The sequence below is a fragment of the Candidatus Lernaella stagnicola genome (genome assembly GCA_030765525.1).
Classification (GTDB): domain Bacteria; phylum Lernaellota; class Lernaellaia; order Lernaellales; family Lernaellaceae; genus Lernaella; species Lernaella stagnicola.
This window is the reverse complement of the sequence record JAVCCK010000042.1, coordinates 85,292-107,226: the sequence shown is the minus strand read 5'-3', so window position 1 is coordinate 107,226 and position 21,935 is coordinate 85,292. Positions and strand designations below refer to the sequence as shown.

Sequence of the window (21,935 nt, the reverse complement as noted above, 5' to 3'; positions counted from 1 at the left end):
GAGGCACCGACCAAGCGCTTGCGAGCCGCCGGACGGGCTATCATAATGCGACGTCTCCGCAAAATGACGACCTGCGAGGTGACGATGAAGGACCTGGCCGCCGCGAGATGGGTGCTGCATCCGGATAATCCTGTCATCCATCCGTCCCCGCCCAACTGGCTGATGGGCGATCCCACCGTGCTGACACCAGGCGAATCGCCCGACGGGCAATGGCACTTGTTCTGCAACACGTTGCGGCACGTGCAGCATTTCATCGGGGAGGACGGCGTGGCATGGCGGTTGATCGGGAATGTTTGCCGGGGTATGCGCGCCTTCGTTTACCCGGAGGACGGGGTATTCCACCTGTTCTACGAATTGCACGCGGCGACCTACCACCGTTCCCGAATCTGCGCCCGTACTTCGACCGACTTAGAAACCTGGAGCGCGGAGCGGGAAATCCTGGCGCCGTTGCTGGCCTGGGAAGGACGCTTGCCGAGCTATACGAGCTGCCCGGGATTGGTCAAGGATGGCGACACCTACCGCTTGTATTACAGCGCCGGAGCCATCGCGTTGTTTGATACACTCGTGACCGAGCCGCGGTATATTGGGGTCGCTGAAAGCGAGCATATCCTGGGTCCTTACCGGCGGCATGCGGTGCCGATTATCGGGCCGGACCCCGATCACCGTTGGCGAAACCGCGGCGCGGGCTCGATCAAGTTGTACCCGAAGGAAGGCGGCGGATTCTGGGCTTTCAACAACGGCATTTACCGCGGCCCGGACGGCCGGCACGGATCAGCGATCATGTTGTTGGAATCCGACGACGGTTATCGTTTTCGGCAAGTGCATGAGCAGCCCATCATCCAACCGACGGGCGAGGGGTGGCTGCGGGCTTTCGTGTATGCGTTTGATTTGGCCGTGTTCGAAGACGAGACACGCCTCTACTTCAACGCACGCGACGGTTGGTCGAAGGGCAAGGAATACATAGGATTTGCGCGCGCCCAGTGGGATTAGGCGCTCGCGCGAGAAAGGTGGGAAATATTGAAGACCCAACAAACCTACGATGAAATCATCCGGTGGTACCGGGAAATCAGCGTGCTGGCGGGCGTCGGCGGCCTGTTGCACTGGGACCAACAGGTCAACATGCCGCCGCTGGGCATTGGGCGTCGTTCCGAGCAAGTGGCGCTCATGGACGGGATTCTACATCGTCGGTTAACCGACCAGGTGATGGTCGAACGCCTCAACGCCTTGGCGGAGCGGGTCGACGAACTCGACGAAACCGGCCGAGTAAACGTGCGCGAGATCAAGCGCGAGATTGACCGCGCCGTGAAGGTGCCGGTCGCGTTGGTCGAAGAGATGAGTCGGCACGACAGCAAAGCCCAGTCAGCTTGGGTGGAAGCGCGTCGCGACGACAATTTTGCGGCTTTCGCGCCGTTGCTGGAACGCACCGTGGAACTACGCAAACAGGAAGCCGCGGCGTTGGGCTATGAAGACAAACCTTACGACGCCATGCTCGACCGCCACGAACCTTTTGCCACGGAGTCGTCGATCCGCACCTTGCTGGGTGATTTGCGGGATCGGCTCGTGCCGTTTCTGGAGACGATCCTGGACGCGGAACCGGTCGACGCCTCAGCGATCATCGGCCGGCATTATCCGATCGACAAGCAGCGGGCGTTCGCGCGTACGGTCGTGAAAAGCCTCGGATTCGATTTCGCCGGCGGCCGTCAGGACGTTGCGGCGCATCCCTTTTGCAGCGGACAAAAAGGTGACGTGCGCATCACGACGCGTTTTTTCGAAGACGATTTTCGCCCCAGTCTGATCGCCACGATTCACGAAGCCGGTCATGCCATGTACGAGCAGGGAGTGCCCGACGAACACCTCGATACGCCGCGTGGCGAAGCGGTTTCGCTCGGCGTGCATGAAAGTCAAAGCCGGTTTTGGGAAAACGTGATCGGTCGCAGTCTGCCGTTCTGGAAACACTTCTATCCGACGCTGCAAGAGTTTTACCCGGAGCAATTGCACGACGTGTCGTTAGAAGCCGTGCATCGAATGATGAACATCGTGAAACCGTCGCTGATTCGGGTCGAGGCTGATGAGGTGACGTACAACCTGCATATCATTCTGCGCTTCGAAATAGAGGTCGACCTCGTGGCCGGGCGGATTTCGGTGAACGACCTTCCCGAGGTGTGGAATCGCAAGATGAAGGATTACCTGCACATCGATGTGCCCCGCGATGCCGACGGCGTGTTGCAGGACATCCACTGGTCGCTGGGTGCGTTGGGGTATTTCCCAACGTATACGATCGGCAATTTGTACGCGGCGCAATTGTACAAGGCGATTCGCGCCGACCTGGCGGACATGGACGGCCTGATCGAGCGAGGCGATTTCGCGCCGATACTCGCGTGGCTACGGGAGAAAATCCATACGCAGGGGAAACGTCTGCCCGGCGACGAACTCATCGAATGGGCCACCGGCGAGCCGCCGAGCGCGCAACCGCTCATGGACTACCTGCGCGAGAAGTATTCTCCGATTTACGGGCTCTAGCCGCCGGTTTCGTCGAGCGCGATGCGTGCCATAAAAGTGTTTGCCGTCACCTTGCGGGCTGCGGCCGGCGTCCGTATCATCGCGGGCATGCGGAGTATTCGAAACTTCAGCCTTATCCTGGTGATCGCCGCATTGGCGTTTGCGTTGGCGTGCACGCGCAGTTACGAGATTGCGCGCCGGCCTTTCGTCCATGCCGAAATACCGGAGGATTTCCCCAAACTGCCGCTGCGCGTTGCGCTGGTGAAAACGTCCGCGTTGGATCGCGTTCCGGCGGGCGTCGGTGAAAAATACGGCTTGGACAAACAATTAGGCCTGGCGATTGCCAACGGGCTATTCGACGCGGCGCGACTTGCGGTTGAGCAGGTGGAGTGGGTGGAAGAGCCGACCGGGAAAGAGTTCGACCTGATTTGCGTGCCGCAAAATCCCTACTTTGAATTCCGAAAACACCGGGAGAATCGTTTTCTCGTGCAATTCACGATGGAAGTCATCGTACGGGAGGTGGACACGGGCAGGGAACGCGGCCTGCTGCTCCAATCCGAGGGTGTTCCGGGCCGGCGCCCCGCGGTGCCGGTGGCATATCGTTCGTTGGCGACCGGGGCGCAACAAAAGGCCGGTGTGACCGGCGCGCTGACGCACGGCACGCGTTTCGAGCAGGCGATCAACAACGCCTTATTCTATCTATCGTTGGATTTTGCGGAAAAACTCCGCAAGCGCGGCGAGTCGATTCTGCGCGCGCGCTAGCCCTGATGCGGTGCGAGCGCGATGTATTCGTGCAGCACGTTTTCGTCGGCGCGGAATTCGGCCAGGTTTCTCTTTCCCAGGCAGAACAGCAAGATTTCCAATTCTTCGATGACGCGCATCAACTCTCGTATCACTTTTTCAGGACTGACCAACGCCGGCTTCAATAGGGGCGCGGCGATACCGGTGAGGTTGGCGCCCAGCGCCAGGCTTTTGGCCACGTCTTTTCCCGAGCGGACGCCGCCGGTAGCAATCAGCGGCAAAGTTTTACTCAGCGAGCGTACATTGACCAACGACTGCGCAGTCGGAATACCGAAGTTCTGGAAACTCTCGGCGATCCGTTGGCGATTTTCGTCCTTGGCGATCAAACCTTCGACGATCATCCAACTGGTCCCGCCCGCGCCGCCCACGTCGATACCGGCCACGCCGGCGCGAATCAACAGTTCCGCGGTACGCGGGCTGATGCCGTTGCACACTTCACGCACAAACACGGGCACCGATAATTCCTGGGCGATCACCGCGATTTTTTCGGCCAGATCGGTGAAGTTGACGTTTCCCTCTTCCTTGAGCGCTTCCTGCAACGGATTCAGGTGCAGGCACAACGCGTCGGCGCCGATCATGTCGACGACCTGCTGCATTTTTTCCACGCCGTATCCGTAATTGAGTTGCACGGCACCCACATTGGCGAACAGCAGAATGTCCGGCGCGACGTCGCGCACTTGGAAGGTGGCGGCCTGTTCCGGCTTCTCGATGGCGATTTTCTGGCTGCCCACACTCATCGCCACGCCGAGTTCCTGGGCGGCTTGCGCCAGGTGACGATTGATTTTCGCCGCGGTTTCAAAGCCGCCGGTCATCGGAGCGATCATGATCGGCGCGCGTAGTTTCTTGCCGAGGAATTCGGTTGTGACGTCCACTTCATCGCGGTCGATTTCCGGCAGGGCTTCGTGGACGAAGAAATAGCGGTCAAACCCTGTCGACTGCCACGGGCAGACATCTTCATTGATGCAGATATCAAGCTGCAACTCTTTTTCGTTGCGTGGTCTGCGTGTGTACATAACTTGTTCCTTCCGCCCCCGACTGTTTCGTATTGTGCGCAGTTCGGCCGGCTATTTCAATTGCCCCGGCATCGGCACCACGATTTTCGTGAGCCCGCCGGGCAGTTCGAAAAGCGATTCATCGATTTCGCGCCGCTCGAGCTTGATCAGTTTGTTGACGGATTTTATCGTTGTGCCCTCGCGGGTATACGAGCTTTCGGTTTGTACCGGATAGCCCGGAATGTTGGCGAGCTTTTCGAAAAAGCGCGCCGTCTCCGCGTCCATCTCGGATCCGACCGTTACCGCCATGATGCGTCGGAACAAACGATTATCCAATTTGGAATCTTCGCTGACCCACCACACGGTCTGCATACGTTCACCGGCGGCGCCCGTCTTTTCAGCCACGATCACTTCGCGGCATTTCCATTTGCCGATCGTTTTCGTGCGGTTCGTCCAGCGATACGTCGGATCGGCGCTCAGCATGGCCAGCGACAGCTTCGCCGTACGCCGATATACATCGATCGGCACTTCGGAATAGACTTTCCGCTTCATGTTGATGCTGTACACTTTGTCCAAGTCGGCACGAACGATCGTAACGTCAGCGCCGTCAGCGGCGTCGGTGCGCATTTTTTGATTCGTGATCCATGACTTGGTGACCATCTGCATCTGCATGCCGCCGGGATATCGTGACACCGATACTTGTTCTTCACGGTACAGCGACAAATCGGTGCCGGATTGCGCCACCGCCCACTGGGCGACGGCAACCGAGAGCACAATCAAACTGAGGACCAAAGCACGTTTCAACATAAGCGGTTTTCCTTTTCGTCGTGCAACGTTCGGTGGTTATAGCGGCGGGGTGGGACGTACGTCAAACGCGCAGCGAAACGAGTAAACCAGGTTGGTTGACGCCGTTGGTGAGATCGTCCATCTCATCGTAGAAAATCGCGCCGGGCGGGATGCGGTCTTTGAAGTGTTGATTGGACGTCAACTTGGCCGGTTTGGGACGACTCTGGGCCCACTCGCTTTCGTTGCGCAGCCGCTTTTCTAAAGGGGCGTTTCGCTCTTGCGTGTTTTGGGCAAGTACGTCGCGACGTCGGCGCTCGACACTCTCGCTCTGTCGCCGCGCTACACTTCGATCACCCGGATCGCGAATGATCGCGGTATTTGCAGCAGCTAACTGCGGCGCAAGGTGCGTCGCCCGTAAAACCAAAAAAAACCTCCGCGGGAGTGTGCCGTCCCGCTAATGAATGTAGAATCGTTTGCCGAAAAGATAAAGAGGAAAAAGGCCGATTAGGAAGTCCCTCGGGAAAGAATAAACCGGTGGTTGTGAAAGTCCTACAAGACTATGTAAACTAACGGGGACGAACTGATCCATTCAGCGCGATGGAGGCGGTATGGCCGACGACAAGGGTAAAAGCCAGCAAGAAGCCGAAAAAGCCAAAGTAGTTCTTGTCGAAATTCAAAATGAGAAAGACAAGTACGAAGTCATCAAGGTTCTGGCAAGCCAACTCGGGATAACGTTCGAAGAAGCCGGTGATATTATTGAAGAAACACCGGTTGAACTGATACCTTCGATTCCGTTGGAAGCCGGTGAACAATTCGCGGAAACGTTGCGGGAAGCCGGCGCCAATATCGAGGTCCTACCCATCGGACGTGGGGCGGGGCGTTTCTGTTCAACGCACCCTCATCGCCGAGCGCGCGCGAAGTGCAAAGAGCCCGGCTGTCACAAGTATATCTGCGAAATATGCATCGTGGGCTCAAAGGGAAAACTGCTGTGTCCGGAATGCTACGTACGATATAAGCGACGGCGCGTGATGATCGCGCTGGCTTCGGTGGCCGGAGTATTTATCGCTTTGTGGTTGTGGCTGGCCGTTGGTTCCCAGGCCAAGCGATGGTTCAACAACCTGTATATCAACACGAAGAAAGTGGCGGTCGTATTAACGGCGCGCGAAATGACCGAAGACCTGGCCGAGTATTTCACTCGCATGGGCACGACCACGCGTCCCGGCGAGTTGACCGAAGGCGCCGAACACACGATTCCCGATATCGACGGTTGGTTTCAGCGGGAATTCGAGCGCGTCGCATCAGGGCAGATCGACATCGTGGAAATCGATACCTACGGGCTGTACGAAATCGGCGGTGCTGTGCCCAAACCCAGCCGCGACGCCTCGGTGTCGTGGCAAGGGCTTAAGGCGAACCGGGCTTTCCACCGCTTTTTCAAGAATATCGAAGAAGTGAACGGTCTGGATCTAAACGCCTACGATCACATACTGTTCGTCGAGTTGAGTAAAGACAGCGGTGTGGAAAACGACTACATCGAGAAACTCGGCTACTACCACGACGAGGTCGGCTACATGCGCCTGCCTTTGAAGGGGCAATACAGCAACGATTACTACATTGAGGCGGTGGCGCATTATGTCACGCGTATGCTCGGCGCCGAGCCACAACTAGACGAACATGGCTACCCGCTGTTCCCCAGCGGATACGCCAATCCCGATAAGCAGCCACGCCATCCGCAAGAAGCAGCGGAAATCATGGGCATTTACGTACCCACGCGCGAATTCGAAATCCAACGAATCAACAACCTGGAAAATGTGGTGATTGGTCCGCACACCGCGTTTCAATTGGGTTGGATTTCGGCTTCAACGAGGGACGCGACCTTTGCGGCGGTGAGCCCCTGAACTAATCCATCATCAATCGGATCTGAGATTCCAGGCGTTGGATGCGAATGCTGTAATCGTCAAGCAACCGCCCCATCTCGTTCATCGATTGACCGATCAACAATTCTTGCTCGTTGAACTTCTTTAAGATCGATTTGTCCTGAATCACGCCGCCGCTTTTTTGCAGGGCGAGGATGGCGTTCTCCACGCCCTTAAGCCGTGAGTCAAGATTCGGCACCAATTTGTCCAACCGCTCGGCGATCGTGGTGACGGCCGAGGATAGCTGTATTACGTGCGACTCCAATCGACTCAAACTCTCTTTGACTTCAGCGATGGCCTTCCTGGCTTCCGGATCGGGCATGTCATCGTCCTCCTCGCCGCCCATAAAAACACCCTCCCACATTTCTTCCATGAGAGAGTGCGTACGAGCGGCGCGCTTCGCCTCGGCGGGTGGCCGCGCGGCGTCACTTTCTTTTTCGTCATTCGGCCGGGCATTGTTTCCGGGTTTGGACCCGGTGCCCGGTGCGTGCCTTGCGAACGTATCTTTCGGCGCCGGGCGAAACGTCTCCGGTAATTGATGCTGCAAGGCCTTTTGCCGTGTAATACGCGTATCCTTGTCCTTGCGCCAGAAATAGAGCAGCAGCGCGATGGCGGCCGCCAGCAAAATCGCCGCCACAATCAGCACGATGGCGCCGAGGCTGACATTCTCATCGGCGTCCCTGTGCTGCTTGAAAATTTCCCCGTCCCCAACCGTCGGCGAGAAGCTGTGCGAATTCGTGGGGTCGAAGCTTTTTCCCTCGTGCAAGGTCGACAATTCCTGGCTGTCGGAGATACTGTCGCCGTCGGTGTCTGCGGAACCGGGATCGATCAACATTCCCCGTTCCCGTAACGCAAATTCCTCGCCGTCGGACAAACCGTCCCCGTCGCTGTCGGCCCGAGTGGGTTTCAACGCGGGAAAATCATCCAGCAGCGCGATTTCACGGCCGTCGTCGATGCCGTCGTTGTCGGTATCTTTGTTGCGCGGGTCGGTGCCGTACAACTGCACTTCGTCAACATCCACGATACCGTCGCCGTCCGCGTCTTCTTTTTTGTTGAGGCATTCGGCCATGCTGAACGATACGCGCAACGTCCCCATCAGCAGACCCGGCGGGCCGTGGGTGACCAGAGCATTCAGATTGCGCTCAATCATGGGACGGCAACTGTTGATTTGCCGTCTGCTTGGTTGCTTGACGCCCGTGCGATGCAGGCTGGTCAAATCCATAAACAAGAGTAGCGCGTCGATTTCTTCGGCGTCCGCCAGTGCGGCATTGAGGTTGAAGCCGCGCAAACCGTCAATTTCCGTAGTCGTATTCCTACCGGTGATCAATTGCTGGATGCGCACGACGTCGCCTGTGGAAAACGCGCCGATTTCGAAGTTCTTCTCGCCGTTTTGTTCCGCCAAGGCCCGGCGGAAAGCCGTAAGGTTCGATTTCATGTCGGCGCCGTCGCCGAGAAAAATCGCTTCGCCGAATTGGGCGACTACGCCGGGGGGCAGTTCGTCGGGTTCACCGAAGACGAGACAAACCGGTTCGGCTTGCGCGCGGACCTGTACGCCCAACAATTGGCGACCGCTCGCCTGATAATAAAAGAAGGTCGGCCAGTTCGCCGCGGTGGCGGTTGCGGCAAAAAACAGCGCCAGTACCAATGTGAAAAGTGCTCCCCGACGCACGTTTTTCGCACTCCTTCTGGGCATTATTAGGTAACTATTGAATTATCTCGCAAAGCGGCGGCCTTGTAAAGCAAAGACCCAGCCGAGGTTCGTTTCACTTACGTGAAGGGGATTGCTGTGCGCCTAAGACTACTACTTAAAGCGTAGGAATTACCGGATGTTGGCGTAACCGCGAGTACGCCCGTAGTTTTCGTGGAGGCATCGTGAAACAAATCACCATTGATAACAACGGGTTGTGAAGTTATGGTAAGGCTCGATGCGTATTTGGAACGAGCAGTATGGTAGGGAGAAAAACCGACCAAAATGGTAGTCATTGCTTGACAGGCGAAGCCGTCGGCGCCACATTGTCTAAAGTTGGTTCAACAACCACCAAACTGGAGGCATACATGAGGCGTTATACATCTCCTCGGGTGGCCCATTGCTCCGAAGGCTGCCGATAGTAGTCCTGGGCAAGACGTAAAAACGGCCCGCTGGAGAGAAAACCGGACGAGTTGGATTCGTGCCAACGTCCGGTTTTCTTTTTGGTTGTTGGAATTGACAGCTTCGACTGCAATAGCGTATGGTACCCCGTCATTGTGGCACTCAATAATCGGAGCTTTCCATGCGGATTCGCGTATTCTTGATCGCGCTTTTGTGTATATTCCTCATGGCCGGCAGCGCGATGGCCGCCAAAGTGAAGGACGAAAAAACCCCCTCGGTCGGAGCGCAGTTTCAATACAGCTTCGTGCCGAGTACGTTTTTGTCGCCCGCATATGAGAAATTTACTTCCATCGCCGCGTACGGTTACGGCGTCTATTGTTCGTACGGACTGACACAGTTCGACCTGCAATGGAGCGTCAAGAATTACGGCCTCTCCATCGGCGACGGTGAATGGCGCGTTCGTGGCGATAAGGAAATCGACACCTACCACGTCGAGGCCAACCTGGGTATGGCGACGGTGGATATGTCGATTCTGTGGAAGTGGCGCATTCATCCGGCCGTTGAACCCTACATCGGGCCGACTGTTGGTTTCGGTTTTGTGTACGGCCAACTCGAAGTCGACGAGTCCGACGAAAACGGTAACCCCCTTAACGACCCGTCCGACAAGCAAGTGCCGCCGGTTATACCTTTGGGCGGTTTCGTGCACGGCTGGCGGTTCTACCCGGCGCCGATGATCAGGCTGTCGGTCGACTTCGGCCTGTTCAGCGGCTTCTTTGCCGGCGCGACGGCGGGTTACGTATTCTAGGATCATGCTGAAGAAGATCACGGTTCGTACCACGGCCCGCGAACAATTCATCGACATCACCGACGACGTGCGCGACGCGGTGCGGGAATTTGCCCTGCGCGACGGTGTGGTCACGGTGTTTGTCCCGCATACGACGGCGGCGGTAACCATCAACGAAAACGCCGACCCAACGGTCGTGTCCGATATCCTGCTGGCGCTCGACAAAGCCGTGCCCGATCAACGAGCTTTCCGCCATGCCGAAGGCAATTCCACCGCCCACGTCAAATCGAGTTTGGTGGGCTGCTCGCAAGATATGATCGTTGCCGAAGGGCGGTTGTTGCTGGGCACGTGGCAGGGCGTCTATTTTTGTGAATTCGATGGACCTCGCGCGCGTTCGTGTTACATTAAGGCAACGTAAACAGGCTTCGTGATAACAACGAACCGCGTTTTCCCCAATCCGAAACACCGTTGCACGTGGAGGAATTTGATGAAACGCACGACGATGATTTTTCTTGTCCTGTTGTTGGCCGTTGGTTTGATGTTGCCGGCTACGGCAATGGCGGCCAAGAAGGGTAAAAAGAGTAAGGGTAGCAAGAACAAATCGCCCTCCGGTACGAACGTGCGCATGTTCGACATCGCCGCCGATTTCGGCCTACCGGTGTTCGGGTTGATGCCGTTTGGAAAAGTTACCGATAACGACAACGATGTCGAAGTCGACCTCTCCGGGCAGGGCACCGTAAGCTTTCCCTACATGGGCCTGCATTTCACTCTGTACCCCTCCACCGAGTGGTACATCCAATTAGGGCTGGGCTACCTGCATCACTCCGGGGATATGGAGTTTACGTCCGACGACGTTAAGCAGATCGATGGCGACAAGGAAGATTGGACGATGAACGGCTTACGACTCGACGCCGGCATTGGAAAGATCTTCGGTAAGTTTGGCCGCGTTCGACCCAAGGCGGGTGCCGGTTTGGGCATTTGGCGGCTTTCCTTCACGCCCGACACCGACGAGTACGACAGCAAGAGCTTTATCGGTTGGACCGTCGGACCCTACGGTTTGGTTGGGGTGGACGCCGACGTGATTCGCCAACGGAAGTTCGACATATTTGCGGGGATCAATCTGCGCACCGACATTCTCTACACGATTGGTCCACTAAAATGGGAAGGCTCCGGCGATAAAGAGGTCACGATGCTCTACTGGCCGTGGTCGATCTATCTAAGCGCCGGCCTCCGGTTCTAACAACGACGCGAGAAACAAACCGGCGGTCCTTCGGGGCCGCCGTTTCTTTTTCACAGGTTCCGCCCGGCGGGGCTTGGCCGCGCTCGGTCTTTTGGTACAATGCGGCCGCACCCAATGAGGTAACGATGAGCGAAATGAAAGATAAAAGGCCGGCGTCGCCAACCGACAAGGTCGAATACATGGTCGGCGGTGTGCTGTTTGTGTTGATTATGATTATGTGGATCATCACGGCCACGCACTAGCCGCTATTCCAGATACCCCAGGCTTCGCAGGGTCTCGGCCAACTCAGGTTTCATAGTTCCCTGAGGCGTCTCTTCCGAAAACAGCGATTTGCGAATTTTGTCGTGCGCTTTTTTACGCGTTAGAAGTTCGTGCATCAAACGGCGCCGGGCCCGTTTCTTCCGGCGTGCCAGATCGTGCTTCTCCCGTGGATCGCTGCCCAGATCGAACAACAACACGCGCGGCGTAGCCTCCGAGTCCCGGCGGGCGCGCCACGCATGCAGCTTGAGTTTCCCGGGCGAAATCAATGCGGCCCAATGCACGGGCTTCAGCGCCCGCGGCAGAACGCCGACGGCTGTCTCCACCTGTAAAATACGCGCGTCCAAACGAGCGCCACCCGTGATGGTCGGAGTCAAATCGGCGCCCTGTACCGGCACGTCGCCGTAGTCGACGCCAAGCAGGGAAAGAATCGTGGGGAACAAGTCGACCAAGCTGACGGCATCGCCGACATAGCGTGCGGTTTCTTTCAGCCACGGGATACGGGCGAGCATGGGAATGCGCACGACTTCCTCGAAACAAGTTTTTTTGTGCGCCATCTGGCCGTGGTCGAGAAATTCTTCGCCGTGATCGGCCACGATCCAAACCATCGTGTTTTCCGCCAGGCCGCGACCGGCAATGCCCTCCAGCAGCGGCTGCAGGTGGTCGTCAGTGTAGCGAATCTCTCCATCGTAGCGCGCGATGATGTGCTTCAGGTCGCGTTCGTTCATGCCTGGGCGCAAATCTGTGCGGATCGTAATGTCCAGCCCGCGCTCGTCGCCGTCGTAATCGGGGTCGAACATTTCAACGTACTTGCGCGGCGGATTGTAATCGTGGTGCACATCCCAGTAGTGCAGGAAAAGGAAAAAGGGGCGTTCGTCGCGTTTGTCGAGCCAGGCGAGCGCCTTGGCCGTCACGTCGGGCGCGACTTTCATCCGCCGGGCTTTCATCGGCACGAGCGCCGCTAGGTCCGTATCGTAGTCGTCGAAACCGATGTCGAGCCGAAAATGCCGCGACAACAAAGGCGCGCAGACAACCGCCCCGGTGCGGTAGCCGCTGTTGCGCAGGCGTCCGGCGAGAGTGGTCGCGGTGACGGCAAGCTGGTCCTTCTCCGTGTTCACGCCGTGGGTGTCTGCCCACAGGCCCGTAAATAGGGAAGCGTGGCTGGGCAACGTCCAGGGGCTCGTCGCGTAGGCCCGCTTGAACAGCACGCCCTCGGCCGCGAAGGTATCGATCGTCGGGCTCGTCGGTCGGCCGTAGCCGTAGCAACCCAAATGATCCCAGCGCAACGAATCGATAGAGATCACGATGACGTTTTTCGCGTCGGCTGGGGCGACAGCGGGTTCGGGCGTTGGCTCCCGCGGCGCGGTGCGATCCGCGCGACGTTGGCACCCCGCGGCAGCCAGCCACGCAATCCCCAGGACAAGTAAGAGGGCCATCCAATGATAATTCCGGCGTTTCATGAACCGTAACGTACCAAGTGAAACGGAATGCGCAACGGGCCGGGCTCTTTTTTATGAAGAAACGTACCGGCGCCCAACGCCACGCGGATCGCCGGCTTTCTTGTCTTGCCGCGAGCAGGGTGTTATGAAGTCGCAGGCGTCTCGAAGAAACACGGCGGCCCATGAACGACACGGTAAAAAAACATCGCCGACGCGATCCTCTCACTCTGGCAGGCTTGGCCCTGACAGCGCTTGTCGTATACGGGGCGCACTTTTTCCCGGCTAGCGCGTACCTGCTGATCGAGCAGTTGCCGTGGAGTCTGGTAATCCTCGCCGCGTTGCTCGCGTTGCGTTTTTATACTGCCAGTCGCGCACCGAGAGCGTTTTTGGTGTTGCGCATCGGTTATTACGTCGCGTTGGTGCTGTACCTCGTGCCGGCGATCTTCCTGGTTTGGATGATCGACCCGAAATACACCCTGGGATTCATCGTCGTAGGCGGCACCGCCGCCGTCGTGATTTATCGCACCCGCTTCGCCCGAGCGCCATGGCTCGTGATGATCGGCATCCTCGGCTTCATGGCGCTGCTGCTGGGCGGCCATTTGGCGTTGCTCGGCGTCGTGGGCACGGCACTCGTGCTGTTCGTGACACGGTTTTGGGTGGAGTCGCGATTGCCGCGCCTGGCGCTGCTCGGGTTTTTTGCCGTGATGTTGCTCGGGGCGCGGGTCGGCGTGTTTTACGTCATGAACCCGACGGGGGACATCCCCGACATTCTCGCCCAAGACGGCGTCGAGGCCATCTTCACTCACGCCGATCTCCGGCAGGAACTTCCCGACGCCGTGGGTTGCTGCCTGCAGTTTGTGGCCCCGGATTGCCGCGGCGATCGTGTACTGATCGGTAGTCATCGCGGGCTTTTCGTCGTGGATAAGGATCGGGAATTCCGCCGCCTTCAGTGGGGCAAAGCCTTCGACAATGCCGTGGTCGATTGCAAGCGGCGCAAGGCCTTCGTCGGCGATTTCGATGAACACCGTCTCGTCGAGTTGGCGACCGACAGCCTGACGTTCTCGCGCGAAAAGATCCTCGACGTCGAGCGCGTTACGCAGCTTGCCTACGATGCCGACGGCGGCTCGCTGTACCTGCTCAACGAGCACGACATGCACATTCGCGTTGTGGACGAGGCTACGCTCGAACCGGTGCGCACCTATGACAAAGCGGGCCAGCAAGGCTTGGTGATCGACCCGCTCGGCCGAGCGCTGATCACCTCATCGATCGCGCGGCTGCGGGTGTTGGACCTCGATACCGGCGAGCCGAAACGTTTCCTCAAACTGGGGTACTCGTTGCGTATGGCGGCCGACGTGCCGGGACGCAGGCTGTTCGTGTCGTCATTCACCAGCGGCACGATACACGAATTCGACATGGACACATGGCGCGAAACGCGACGCCTGAAATTGGCGCGCGGCATCCGCTATTTGGCTTTCGACGAAAAGCATCGGCGGCTGTTCGCCGGGGGTTACTTGGACGGCCGCTTGTACGTCGTCGACATCGATACGTGGCGGGTCGTGCGTCGTGTCTACCTCGGGCAACGAATCCGCTGGCTGGAACTTTCCCGCGATCGGGACTGGCTGTACGCCACGTCGAATACCGGCGCCTACCGCATCGGCACGATGTCGGAGGATACGCCGTGAGCCGACAATTTTCCGACGTTTTCTGACGCTGAAGCGCGGGAAGGTGTTAGGGGCCGAACCAGATCGGCGCGGAGACCAAGAGGTCGCCGTCTTCTTGCACGGCCCGGACCAGGACGTAATCGCCGGCGCCGCTCAGCGTGAGAGTATCCTCCAGTTCGCAGATCTGGTTTCCGGCGCAGTCGAAATCAAGCAAAAGCTGTTCGCCGTTTCCCCACAACTCGAGAGATGCAAACCCGTCGCCTTCGTCCGGATCGACAGCTTCGACAAGCAAGGTGGCCAACGTCGTGCCGGACAAATCCGAGCCCATCCAACACCCTTCGGCGGTCTGAAAGCGGAGCGACGCGTTTTTATCGAGCGTGGAAAACGTTCGCCGGTCGCGCAGGCAATCGCGAACCGATTCCCGGGTCAGGTCCGATAGCCACAAGCCCGTGCGGTGATCGTCTTCGGTGCCCCAACCGCCGTCGTGGTTGTCTTGATTCCAGGTCGGCGACAGGCGCCAACCCTTGTCCAGCGCCTCGAAAAGGAACGGCCAAGCGTCCAGGTGCCATGTCGACAGTTCGATTTGGTTGATTTGCGAATCCATATCGGGGTCGTATTCGAAGTTATCCCAGTTTGTCTGGCCGCCGTATCCGGGGTGGTTGAATTGCGCCAGACAATCGGGGCATTGCAGCAAAAGTTCATAAAAGTAGTGGTAGTCGAGCATGATGATCGGGAACATCTCGTCCGAGAAAAAGACGTTGATGTGCCCGGAGGATACGAAGGTCGGCAGGTCGAAAGCGCTGCTGTACTCGAAGCCGACCAGGCTTACGTAGGACCCCGGCTCGTAGAATTCGTCGGCGATGTCGTGGAGCCGTTCCCACTTGTCGGGCGGGATCGGCAGATAGAGCAATTCGAGGTGATCGGTCAACGCGAATACGTCGAGGTCGCCTTCGTCGCGCGCGTGCTCGTAGGCCGTTCGCGGCGTTCCCCGCCCGTCGGAAAAGGCGGAGTGCGAGTGAAGCATGCCGAAGTAAACCGAGAAATCTCCGGCGATGCATCCTTCAGGAAGAACGGTGTCATCGTCGTCATCGTCATCGTCGTCAGCCGCCGTGTCGTTATTGTCGTCATCATTGTCGTCGTCGTCATTGTCGTCATTGTCATTGTCGTCGTCGTCGTCGGTCGTCGTATCGTTATCGTCGTCATCGTCGTCATCATCGTCGTCGTCGCATGCCAAGGGAAGCGCGAAAAGCAACATCGAAAGAAACACAAAAAGAACGATCCAACGTTGTTTCGACAACATCATCTTCCCTTTCAGATAAACACGGTGAGTGTTTCGGAACACGTTTCCCGAAACCGATCCTTCAATTTCTGTATGAAAATCGAGTCATGTTGTCAACGAAGCAGAGAAGAACTTGGCCACGGCAGCGGATCAACGCACGCAACGCGCGCTGTAAAGATACTCGGCGTCGTTGTAACTGACCAAGCCGTTGTAATAGTGGACGCGCCACGCGGTGAAGGGGTTTTCATCAACTTGAAAGCACGACCAAAAGATCCAGCCGTCGCCCGAAAGATCCGCCGGCCAGTATCGGCCTTCGGGCCCCGGCCCGCGGAGCGGGAGGCAGCCATTGCACGGCGGATTCCAGCACGTCATGTAGGCGAGGCACTCGTCGGTCACGCCGCAGGAGCCGCCGGTCGCTGTGTTGCCGCAGCCGCGAATCAGACTGCGCAGCTCCGAGGGCGTCGGCAGGCGCCAATCGTCGAAGCCTGCCCAAGTCAGGTCTTGGCAGTAGGCCTTGGCGCTTTGCCAATCGAGCCTGTTGGCATTGCCGTCTTGCCAGACCAGGCCGGAAACGTCATCGGTCCAGACTTCGCCTGTGGTGTCGTCGTCATCGTCGTCGTCATCGTCGTCGTCATCGTCGTCGTTATCGTCATTGTCGTCGTCGTCATTGTCGTCATCATCGTCGTCATCGACAGGCGACGTGTCGTTGTCGTCATTGTCGTCATCGACAAGCGACGTGTCGTTATCGTCATCGTCATTGCCGGAAGGGCATCCAATGACGGCGAGGGCTAACAGTACAACGAGCAACAGGGCGACTTTTTGCATCGGGAACCTCCGTATTTCTAGCCGGCATTCTAGCAGAAAACAGACAGAGGTGCTTGTAGCCCGGAGAAGGCCCGGTGAATTGCCCTCACCCCCGGCCCCTCTCCCACCTGGAGAGGGGAGGCAGGCCGCCGAGATTTCCGTTTCCCTCTCCTTGTGGGAGAGGGACGACTGCAAGCCAGGGTGAGGGCCGGATAAGGCTCAGCCTGGGGCTCGTAGAGCGACCAGCGGGAGCGGTCGTGGTGACAATGACGTCGTCAGACGCACGCGGTCCTAGCGCCGGGCCTTGCCCGGTCGAAGGTGAGCCGAAAGGTTGACCTACCCCATTCAATGCAGTAAACAAGATAATATATATTCAAGATAATACAGAACCGCCGCATTGCTATTGTGGGTATACGGTCCAATGCACGAAGGGTAGGTAGAATGAGCAAGACACGGAGGCTATCGAAAATCGCATGTATAGTATCTTTGTGTATTTCTCTATTAGTGATTTCCGGATGCTCTTGGTTCGAGCCTCCCACCGAAGAGGAGTGCGAACTTGCATTGAAACATGCAGTCAAGATTATGATAAAGGAAATCGAGGAAGATTCTGATTATCTAGACGATCTGGACGATGGTTTGATCAAGGATCTCCTCCGTTGGGGAGTGAAGGCAGGGTCTGCAACATTTGCTGAGTGGGCGATTAAAGATGAATTTATGAGCGATTGTATGAGTTCTGTCCGGCTTCAGTGTCGATGCATCATGGGTGCTAAGACCGTGAAAGAACTAGATAGATGCGGTTTTGATTGAATCTGTTAAAGAAACCTTGATACGCATAATTTAAGGGATACCCATAACCGCGTGAGTCAAGGGCCCTCCTCGAAAGCCTCTTCTATGGACAGTTTTCACGACGCTCGAAGAGCGACCAGCGGGCGCGGTCGTGGTGACGACAACCTCGTCAGACGCATGCGGTTTTGGGTCCAGGCTCAGCCTGGGGAAACCCAGGGACATGTACTTGTTACGTGTCCCGGTTCTTTCCGGGGTGGTTTGGTCTGGATCCCCGCCTGCGCGGGGATGACGAAAGAAGAATTGTTGGCACGACGGACGCCGCCGCTTATGCATCCTTTGGTCCCGCCATTCCCGACGAGGCAGGAAAACAAAAATAAAAGAGTACGTCATTCCCGCGTAGGCGGGAATCCAAAAACAAAATGCGAAAAAGGGACATGTACTTGTTACGTGTCCCGGTTTTACCCGAGCGTGAGGGCTTGAAAGTACAGCCTTGCGCCCACACGACCAGAGGCGCGAAATTCGCATGTTCCGCCCGCACCAACGTAGATTTCCTTCATCGATGTCATTCGCCGAGGAACGGGCCTTTCGACGGAGCAAACGATGTGTTCGATAATTGAGAATACTGTCCCCGGAAATCCTGCCACTAGAAGAGGTTTTTGAGGAAGGCCCTTGACTCACGCGGTTACGAGTGTCCCGCGAATTCCCTAAGGTCGTTGGAGTAAGACGCGAGCCATTTTGTATGCTTCGTCGTAGATCAACATTGCCGTGACGTTAATCGATATTTTCGTCGATATGGCTTCATAACGAAAGCTACCTGAATATCCATCGAAATAGTCTAGGAGTGACCTTACTTCTTCGGAATCCGCCTTACGAGCGACAATCAAGATCACCGAAGTTGTGACAAATTGCGCCGCCATTCCTGAAAACCCAAACAATTCCTCAAGGTAATGAGCGCTAAAAGTGCCATCCGCCTTCAGGAATTTCTCCAGTTCGGCCGTTATTTCAGACTGACAATTGTAATCGGTCAGTTGTTGAAGGGAATACTTAGATGTCGCTTATCCTCCTTTCGATAACTAGATAAAAATAAAACAAGTTTTATATCCATTAGTTCCCTAGTTTTTTACATGTGTGTCAAACGGCTCTCAATGTTACATAATTTAAGACATAAATTAAGGGACAACCATAACTGGCCAAAAACGGGACACGTAACAAGTACATGTCCCTGTTTTTACCGACTGAAGTATCTACAAATACATGACCCGGTTTTACCTGGATGGATGGAAATTTACATTGCGGTAGCGTTGGTGATCACAGGCAGCCTTCCCTTCCACCCTTCCCATGTCTCCGGGTTCGTCGCCAGTTCGCACATGAAGTGCGCGACATTGGCCATATTCGTGGAATCCGGCTTAAAGAGACTGCTCACGAGGCCATCATGCAGCGTGTATTCGGAAATGTCGCCTTCCAGGAGCGTGTCTGGACGGACCGCCACCCACTGCACGAACGGATGGCTCTTCTCGATCTTTTCATGGAGGACGTTTGCAGCCCGTTGGTTGTCGTTGGCAGGCGGGAGCACGATGCAAAGCGTCCGCACGAAGGCCTGCTCGAACCATCCACGGCGCTTGTCGAGGCCCCCAGGGCGATGGACCGAGACGCTGCTCATGAGGATGAACTTGATCGGGGTTGCGGGTTTTAGCGCTTCGGCCGCTCGGCACAACACGGTGGCAGCCTGTGTGACGAGATCGCGCGGCGGTCCAAAGAGGCCCTTGAATGAGAGAACGTGACCAAGGCACGAGATCACAGCGTCGCACCCACGAACATGGCGCTGGAGCTCCTCATCATTCAGTGAAAGCAAGCTGGCCTCAATGACCGTGAGGTTAGGATTTTCTGCGGCTCCCGGTGGGAGCTTCTCGCGAGATCGCACGATGGCGCGTACATTGACGCCTCGACCCAGAAGCTGCTCGAGGACGCGTCTGCCGGTGCGTCCTGTTCCGCCGACGAGAAGAACTGTCTGCTGCGTGGGCATGGCTATGTCTCCGAATATAGAGAATTTAATGGACACCCATACTTGAGGAATTTAAGGAGGAATTTAAGCGACACCAGGAATTTAAGAGGAATTTAAGTGCAATTTATTAAATTGCCCTCAGGGAGAGGGACGGCTGCGAGCCAGGGTGAGGGCCGGACAAGGTCCAGTGCTGAAATCGCCCGGGAAAACCCAGGGACATGCACTTGTTACGTGTCCCGGTTTTACCCACTGGATTACGCGGTTTTCTTCCAGCCCTTCAATATGTCGGTTTTGTCCGATTACCCGCTGACCATGGACGCGGGTCGCCCTTGATGGCGCGGTGGTTTGTGGCATAGTGCCCTTCTGAATGCCATCCTCGTGATCGGAGTGAAAAATGAAAAGTTCCTTCCCGGCCGTGTTTTTCATCGTGCTGTGCCTTTTTTCGGCCTGCCTGTTTTCCTGCGCGGACGACGCGGCCGACGATGACGACGCGGCCGACGATGACAACGTCGCCGACGATGACGCCGTGGATGACGACGCCACCGATGACGACGATGATGACGATGACGACGATGACAACGATGATGACGATGATGACGATGACGATATTCCCTACCCCAACGTGCCCAGATTCAAAGCCATCTGGCCCGAGGCAAACGAGTCGCAGCTACCCGCCACGATGACCTCTTGCGCCATCTATCGCGAGACCAGTTGCATCGGCGACACCAAGCACTCGTGCGAAATCTGGGACGCTGGTGAAGACGATTGGGCCTCCAATCCGGCCCCAATGCTCGAACAGATGTACTGGTACGACCGGTATTACGACCTTTATCTGAACATGGAAGGGCAGCACTCGGATCGTTACACGACGATCCCCATCGCCCCCGGAACGCCGGAGGAAGTGTGGAGCGACCCGGCAATATTCGAGCGTTACAACGGCTACGGCGACGCCTCTGGGTGGAGCGGGATGGTTCTGGGTTCAGCCGCCGCGCGTTACCAAGAGACCGGAACCGGGGCGGACTATTTGCGAATGCTCGATAAGTTCGACTCGATGATGTTCTTTTACGAGGTCACGGAGATCCCCGGATTTCTGGCGCGCAGCCATTTTGCCATGCTTCAGGACGACGGCATCTATGCGGTTGGCCATCCGGGGAAGGCGATCGGCCATTACTCGGACCCCGATTCCGGACACTTCACGTATCCGCTTTCCCAGGCGATTCTCGACCGCCTGCCGTCCTATTACACCGAAGGTGTGGAGATTTTGGGCGTACACCGGGACGTGTGGCCGGTGTGGCAGGGTGACGCCTCGCGGGACATGCACGTACGCAGCCTGCCGGGGATCATGCTCGCTTACGACATGCTTGGCGACGATGCCGAGGCGAACCGTTTGCGTGGGCTCGTCAACGAAGCGCTCCCCTGCACGATCAACCGCTTGAAGAAGATGCGGATCATCAACCTGCAGTCCAACGCGATATTGCGGGCCTTTGTGACCCAATATTTGTCCGGAGGGCGGCTCTTGTTGGATCCGGGCGATATCGATCTGACTGAAATCGATACGATCGTCGCTTACGTGATGGAGCAGCCGAGCCCGGCCCACATGGATTCGTTTGACGCCAGTTGCCCGGACGGTCCGCCAATGGAGATCACCGAGCCGGCCTTCGATTTGGACGCCGCAAAGCCGTTGGAATTCATGCTCAAGTTTCTCGCGCTGACTCAGCGAATCGACGCCGATGCCGAAGTGCCGATCGCCTGGATTCTGGCTCCGGGCGTTCGCGGTGGGGATATCGCCTTTATGGTCCAGTGGGCCCTGGCGGCGCATTACGTGACGGGTGACAACCAATACCTGCACTTCGTTGACCAGATGATGGCGGAAATGGAGTTCTGGCCCATCATCAACACGATGGGCTCGTTCTTTAGTCCGAAGTGGTGCCGACCGACCTTCGCCCCATCGCTGATTTACCCGACACTGTGGAACCTCCAGGCGCGGGTCGATCCGGCCGAGTTCCCGGATTTCTGGAACCAGATGGGTACGGCGATATTCGAGGAGATAAAAAGCAAAGAAGTCGCCGGTCAAGGCGACGCCTTTTTCGGCGTGTTGTACGACTACATGGTCGACTCCGACATCGACCCCGACCTGGACCCATTTGTGGCCGAGATGGTCGATGTGTTGTCACAAACCGAACAGTACCAGGCCGGGCCGGAAAACAAATTCGATCCACGCCGCAACTACCCGGTTCTGCTGCATTCCGATCCACCGCCGGACTTCAACGTGGAAGTCGAATGGCCGACGGAGGAAGAAATCGCAATGTGTACCGAAGAAGTGACACTGTTCGGCATCGTCCTCTTTGAGGGCTGGATCGAAGACGAATTGCCCCGAGCGGTCGACTATCTACCGATGAAGTGGCGCGTGCCCGGGTCGATGCAGTTTGCCATGGGACCTTGGATGCTCGAGCGCAGCTACGGCAGCAAGGCCGGCCGCGTGACGTGGCCAATGCAAGGCCTGACAAGCGCTTACTGGACCGGTCGCGCGCAAGATACCATTTCCATCGGCGATGGCACGGCCCTAGCCTGGCGGGACACCGGCGAAAGCTGTGAGTGACGG

At 57.2% G+C, this 21,935-nt stretch carries 18 protein-coding genes; 10 read left to right on the top strand and 8 right to left on the bottom strand.

Features of this window, described 5'->3' with window-relative positions:
- Nucleotides 1-45 precede the first annotated feature (45 nt).
- From P9L99_20085 to P9L99_20075, 3 genes are read left to right on the top strand one after another with little or no spacing between them, the layout of a single operon-like run.
- Nucleotides 46-990: a hypothetical protein gene (locus tag P9L99_20085; GenBank protein ID MDP8225670.1), complete on the top strand. Its 945-nt coding sequence runs from the start codon at nucleotides 46-48 to the stop codon at nucleotides 988-990.
- 27 nt (nucleotides 991-1,017) lie between these two features.
- Nucleotides 1,018-2,520, top strand: a complete 1,503-nt coding sequence (locus P9L99_20080; GenBank protein MDP8225669.1) for a carboxypeptidase M32 — start codon at nucleotides 1,018-1,020, stop codon at nucleotides 2,518-2,520.
- Between the two features lie 21 nt (nucleotides 2,521-2,541).
- The gene (locus P9L99_20075) at nucleotides 2,542-3,261 is read left to right on the top strand and encodes a hypothetical protein (GenBank protein MDP8225668.1); all 720 of its coding nucleotides are present in this window, start codon (nucleotides 2,542-2,544) and stop codon (nucleotides 3,259-3,261) included.
- Here the strand turns inward: P9L99_20075 and fni are convergent.
- From fni to P9L99_20060, 3 genes are all read right to left on the bottom strand, one after another.
- Nucleotides 3,258-4,313: a type 2 isopentenyl-diphosphate Delta-isomerase gene (fni, locus tag P9L99_20070; GenBank protein ID MDP8225667.1), complete on the bottom strand. Its 1,056-nt coding sequence runs from the start codon at nucleotides 4,311-4,313 to the stop codon at nucleotides 3,258-3,260. The two genes, P9L99_20075 and fni, sit on opposite strands and share 4 nt — an antisense overlap.
- 51 nt (nucleotides 4,314-4,364) lie before the next feature.
- Nucleotides 4,365-5,099, bottom strand: coding sequence for a DUF4412 domain-containing protein (locus P9L99_20065; protein ID MDP8225666.1), 735 nt, complete (start codon nucleotides 5,097-5,099; stop codon nucleotides 4,365-4,367).
- 61 nt (nucleotides 5,100-5,160) lie between these two features.
- Complete coding sequence (locus tag P9L99_20060; protein ID MDP8225665.1) at nucleotides 5,161-5,502, bottom strand: hypothetical protein; 342 nt, start codon at nucleotides 5,500-5,502, stop codon at nucleotides 5,161-5,163.
- Between the two features lie 184 nt (nucleotides 5,503-5,686).
- Between P9L99_20060 and P9L99_20055 the strand changes: the two genes are divergently transcribed.
- On the top strand, nucleotides 5,687-6,973 hold the full coding sequence (locus P9L99_20055) for a B-box zinc finger protein (GenBank protein ID MDP8225664.1): 1,287 nt from the start codon (nucleotides 5,687-5,689) through the stop codon (nucleotides 6,971-6,973).
- Nucleotide 6,974: 1 nt separating this feature from the next.
- On the opposite strand, the gene P9L99_20050 is transcribed toward P9L99_20055, so the two are convergent.
- Nucleotides 6,975-8,660: a hypothetical protein gene (locus P9L99_20050; GenBank protein MDP8225663.1), complete on the bottom strand. Its 1,686-nt coding sequence runs from the start codon at nucleotides 8,658-8,660 to the stop codon at nucleotides 6,975-6,977.
- A gap of 601 nt (nucleotides 8,661-9,261) precedes the next feature.
- Here P9L99_20050 and P9L99_20045 point away from each other — a divergent pair.
- From P9L99_20045 to P9L99_20035, 3 genes are all read left to right on the top strand, one after another.
- Entirely contained in the window at nucleotides 9,262-9,885 is a 624-nt protein-coding gene (locus P9L99_20045; protein ID MDP8225662.1) for a hypothetical protein, read from the top strand.
- A 4-nt stretch (nucleotides 9,886-9,889) separates the two neighbouring features.
- Nucleotides 9,890-10,282, top strand: coding sequence for a secondary thiamine-phosphate synthase enzyme YjbQ (locus P9L99_20040; protein MDP8225661.1), 393 nt, complete (start codon nucleotides 9,890-9,892; stop codon nucleotides 10,280-10,282).
- Nucleotides 10,283-10,351: 69 nt separating this feature from the next.
- The gene (locus tag P9L99_20035) at nucleotides 10,352-11,104 is read left to right on the top strand and encodes an autotransporter outer membrane beta-barrel domain-containing protein (protein MDP8225660.1); all 753 of its coding nucleotides are present in this window, start codon (nucleotides 10,352-10,354) and stop codon (nucleotides 11,102-11,104) included.
- 245 nt (nucleotides 11,105-11,349) lie between these two features.
- On the opposite strand, the gene P9L99_20030 is transcribed toward P9L99_20035, so the two are convergent.
- A complete protein-coding gene (locus tag P9L99_20030) occupies nucleotides 11,350-12,798 on the bottom strand; it encodes a sulfatase (GenBank protein MDP8225659.1) in 1,449 nt (482 codons plus the stop codon).
- Nucleotides 12,799-12,983: 185 nt separating this feature from the next.
- On the opposite strand from P9L99_20030, the gene P9L99_20025 reads away from it, so the two are divergent.
- Nucleotides 12,984-14,483, top strand: a complete 1,500-nt coding sequence (locus P9L99_20025) for a hypothetical protein (GenBank protein ID MDP8225658.1) — start codon at nucleotides 12,984-12,986, stop codon at nucleotides 14,481-14,483.
- Between the two features lie 46 nt (nucleotides 14,484-14,529).
- Here P9L99_20025 and P9L99_20020 read toward each other — a convergent pair whose 3' ends face one another.
- Both P9L99_20020 and P9L99_20015 read right to left on the bottom strand, forming a co-directional pair.
- A complete protein-coding gene (locus tag P9L99_20020) occupies nucleotides 14,530-15,759 on the bottom strand; it encodes a DUF3604 domain-containing protein (GenBank protein MDP8225657.1) in 1,230 nt (409 codons plus the stop codon).
- 132 nt (nucleotides 15,760-15,891) lie between these two features.
- Nucleotides 15,892-16,566, bottom strand: a complete 675-nt coding sequence (locus P9L99_20015) for a DUF1566 domain-containing protein (GenBank protein ID MDP8225656.1) — start codon at nucleotides 16,564-16,566, stop codon at nucleotides 15,892-15,894.
- A gap of 540 nt (nucleotides 16,567-17,106) precedes the next feature.
- On the opposite strand from P9L99_20015, the gene P9L99_20010 reads away from it, so the two are divergent.
- The gene (locus tag P9L99_20010; protein MDP8225655.1) at nucleotides 17,107-17,352 is read left to right on the top strand and encodes a hypothetical protein; all 246 of its coding nucleotides are present in this window, start codon (nucleotides 17,107-17,109) and stop codon (nucleotides 17,350-17,352) included.
- A 1,264-nt stretch (nucleotides 17,353-18,616) separates the two neighbouring features.
- Here P9L99_20010 and P9L99_20005 read toward each other — a convergent pair.
- Nucleotides 18,617-19,354: an SDR family oxidoreductase gene (locus P9L99_20005; GenBank protein MDP8225654.1), complete on the bottom strand. Its 738-nt coding sequence runs from the start codon at nucleotides 19,352-19,354 to the stop codon at nucleotides 18,617-18,619.
- A 373-nt stretch (nucleotides 19,355-19,727) separates the two neighbouring features.
- On the opposite strand from P9L99_20005, the gene P9L99_20000 reads away from it, so the two are divergent.
- Nucleotides 19,728-21,932, top strand: coding sequence for a hypothetical protein (locus P9L99_20000; protein MDP8225653.1), 2,205 nt, complete (start codon nucleotides 19,728-19,730; stop codon nucleotides 21,930-21,932).
- The last annotated feature ends 3 nt before the right edge of the window (nucleotides 21,933-21,935 follow it).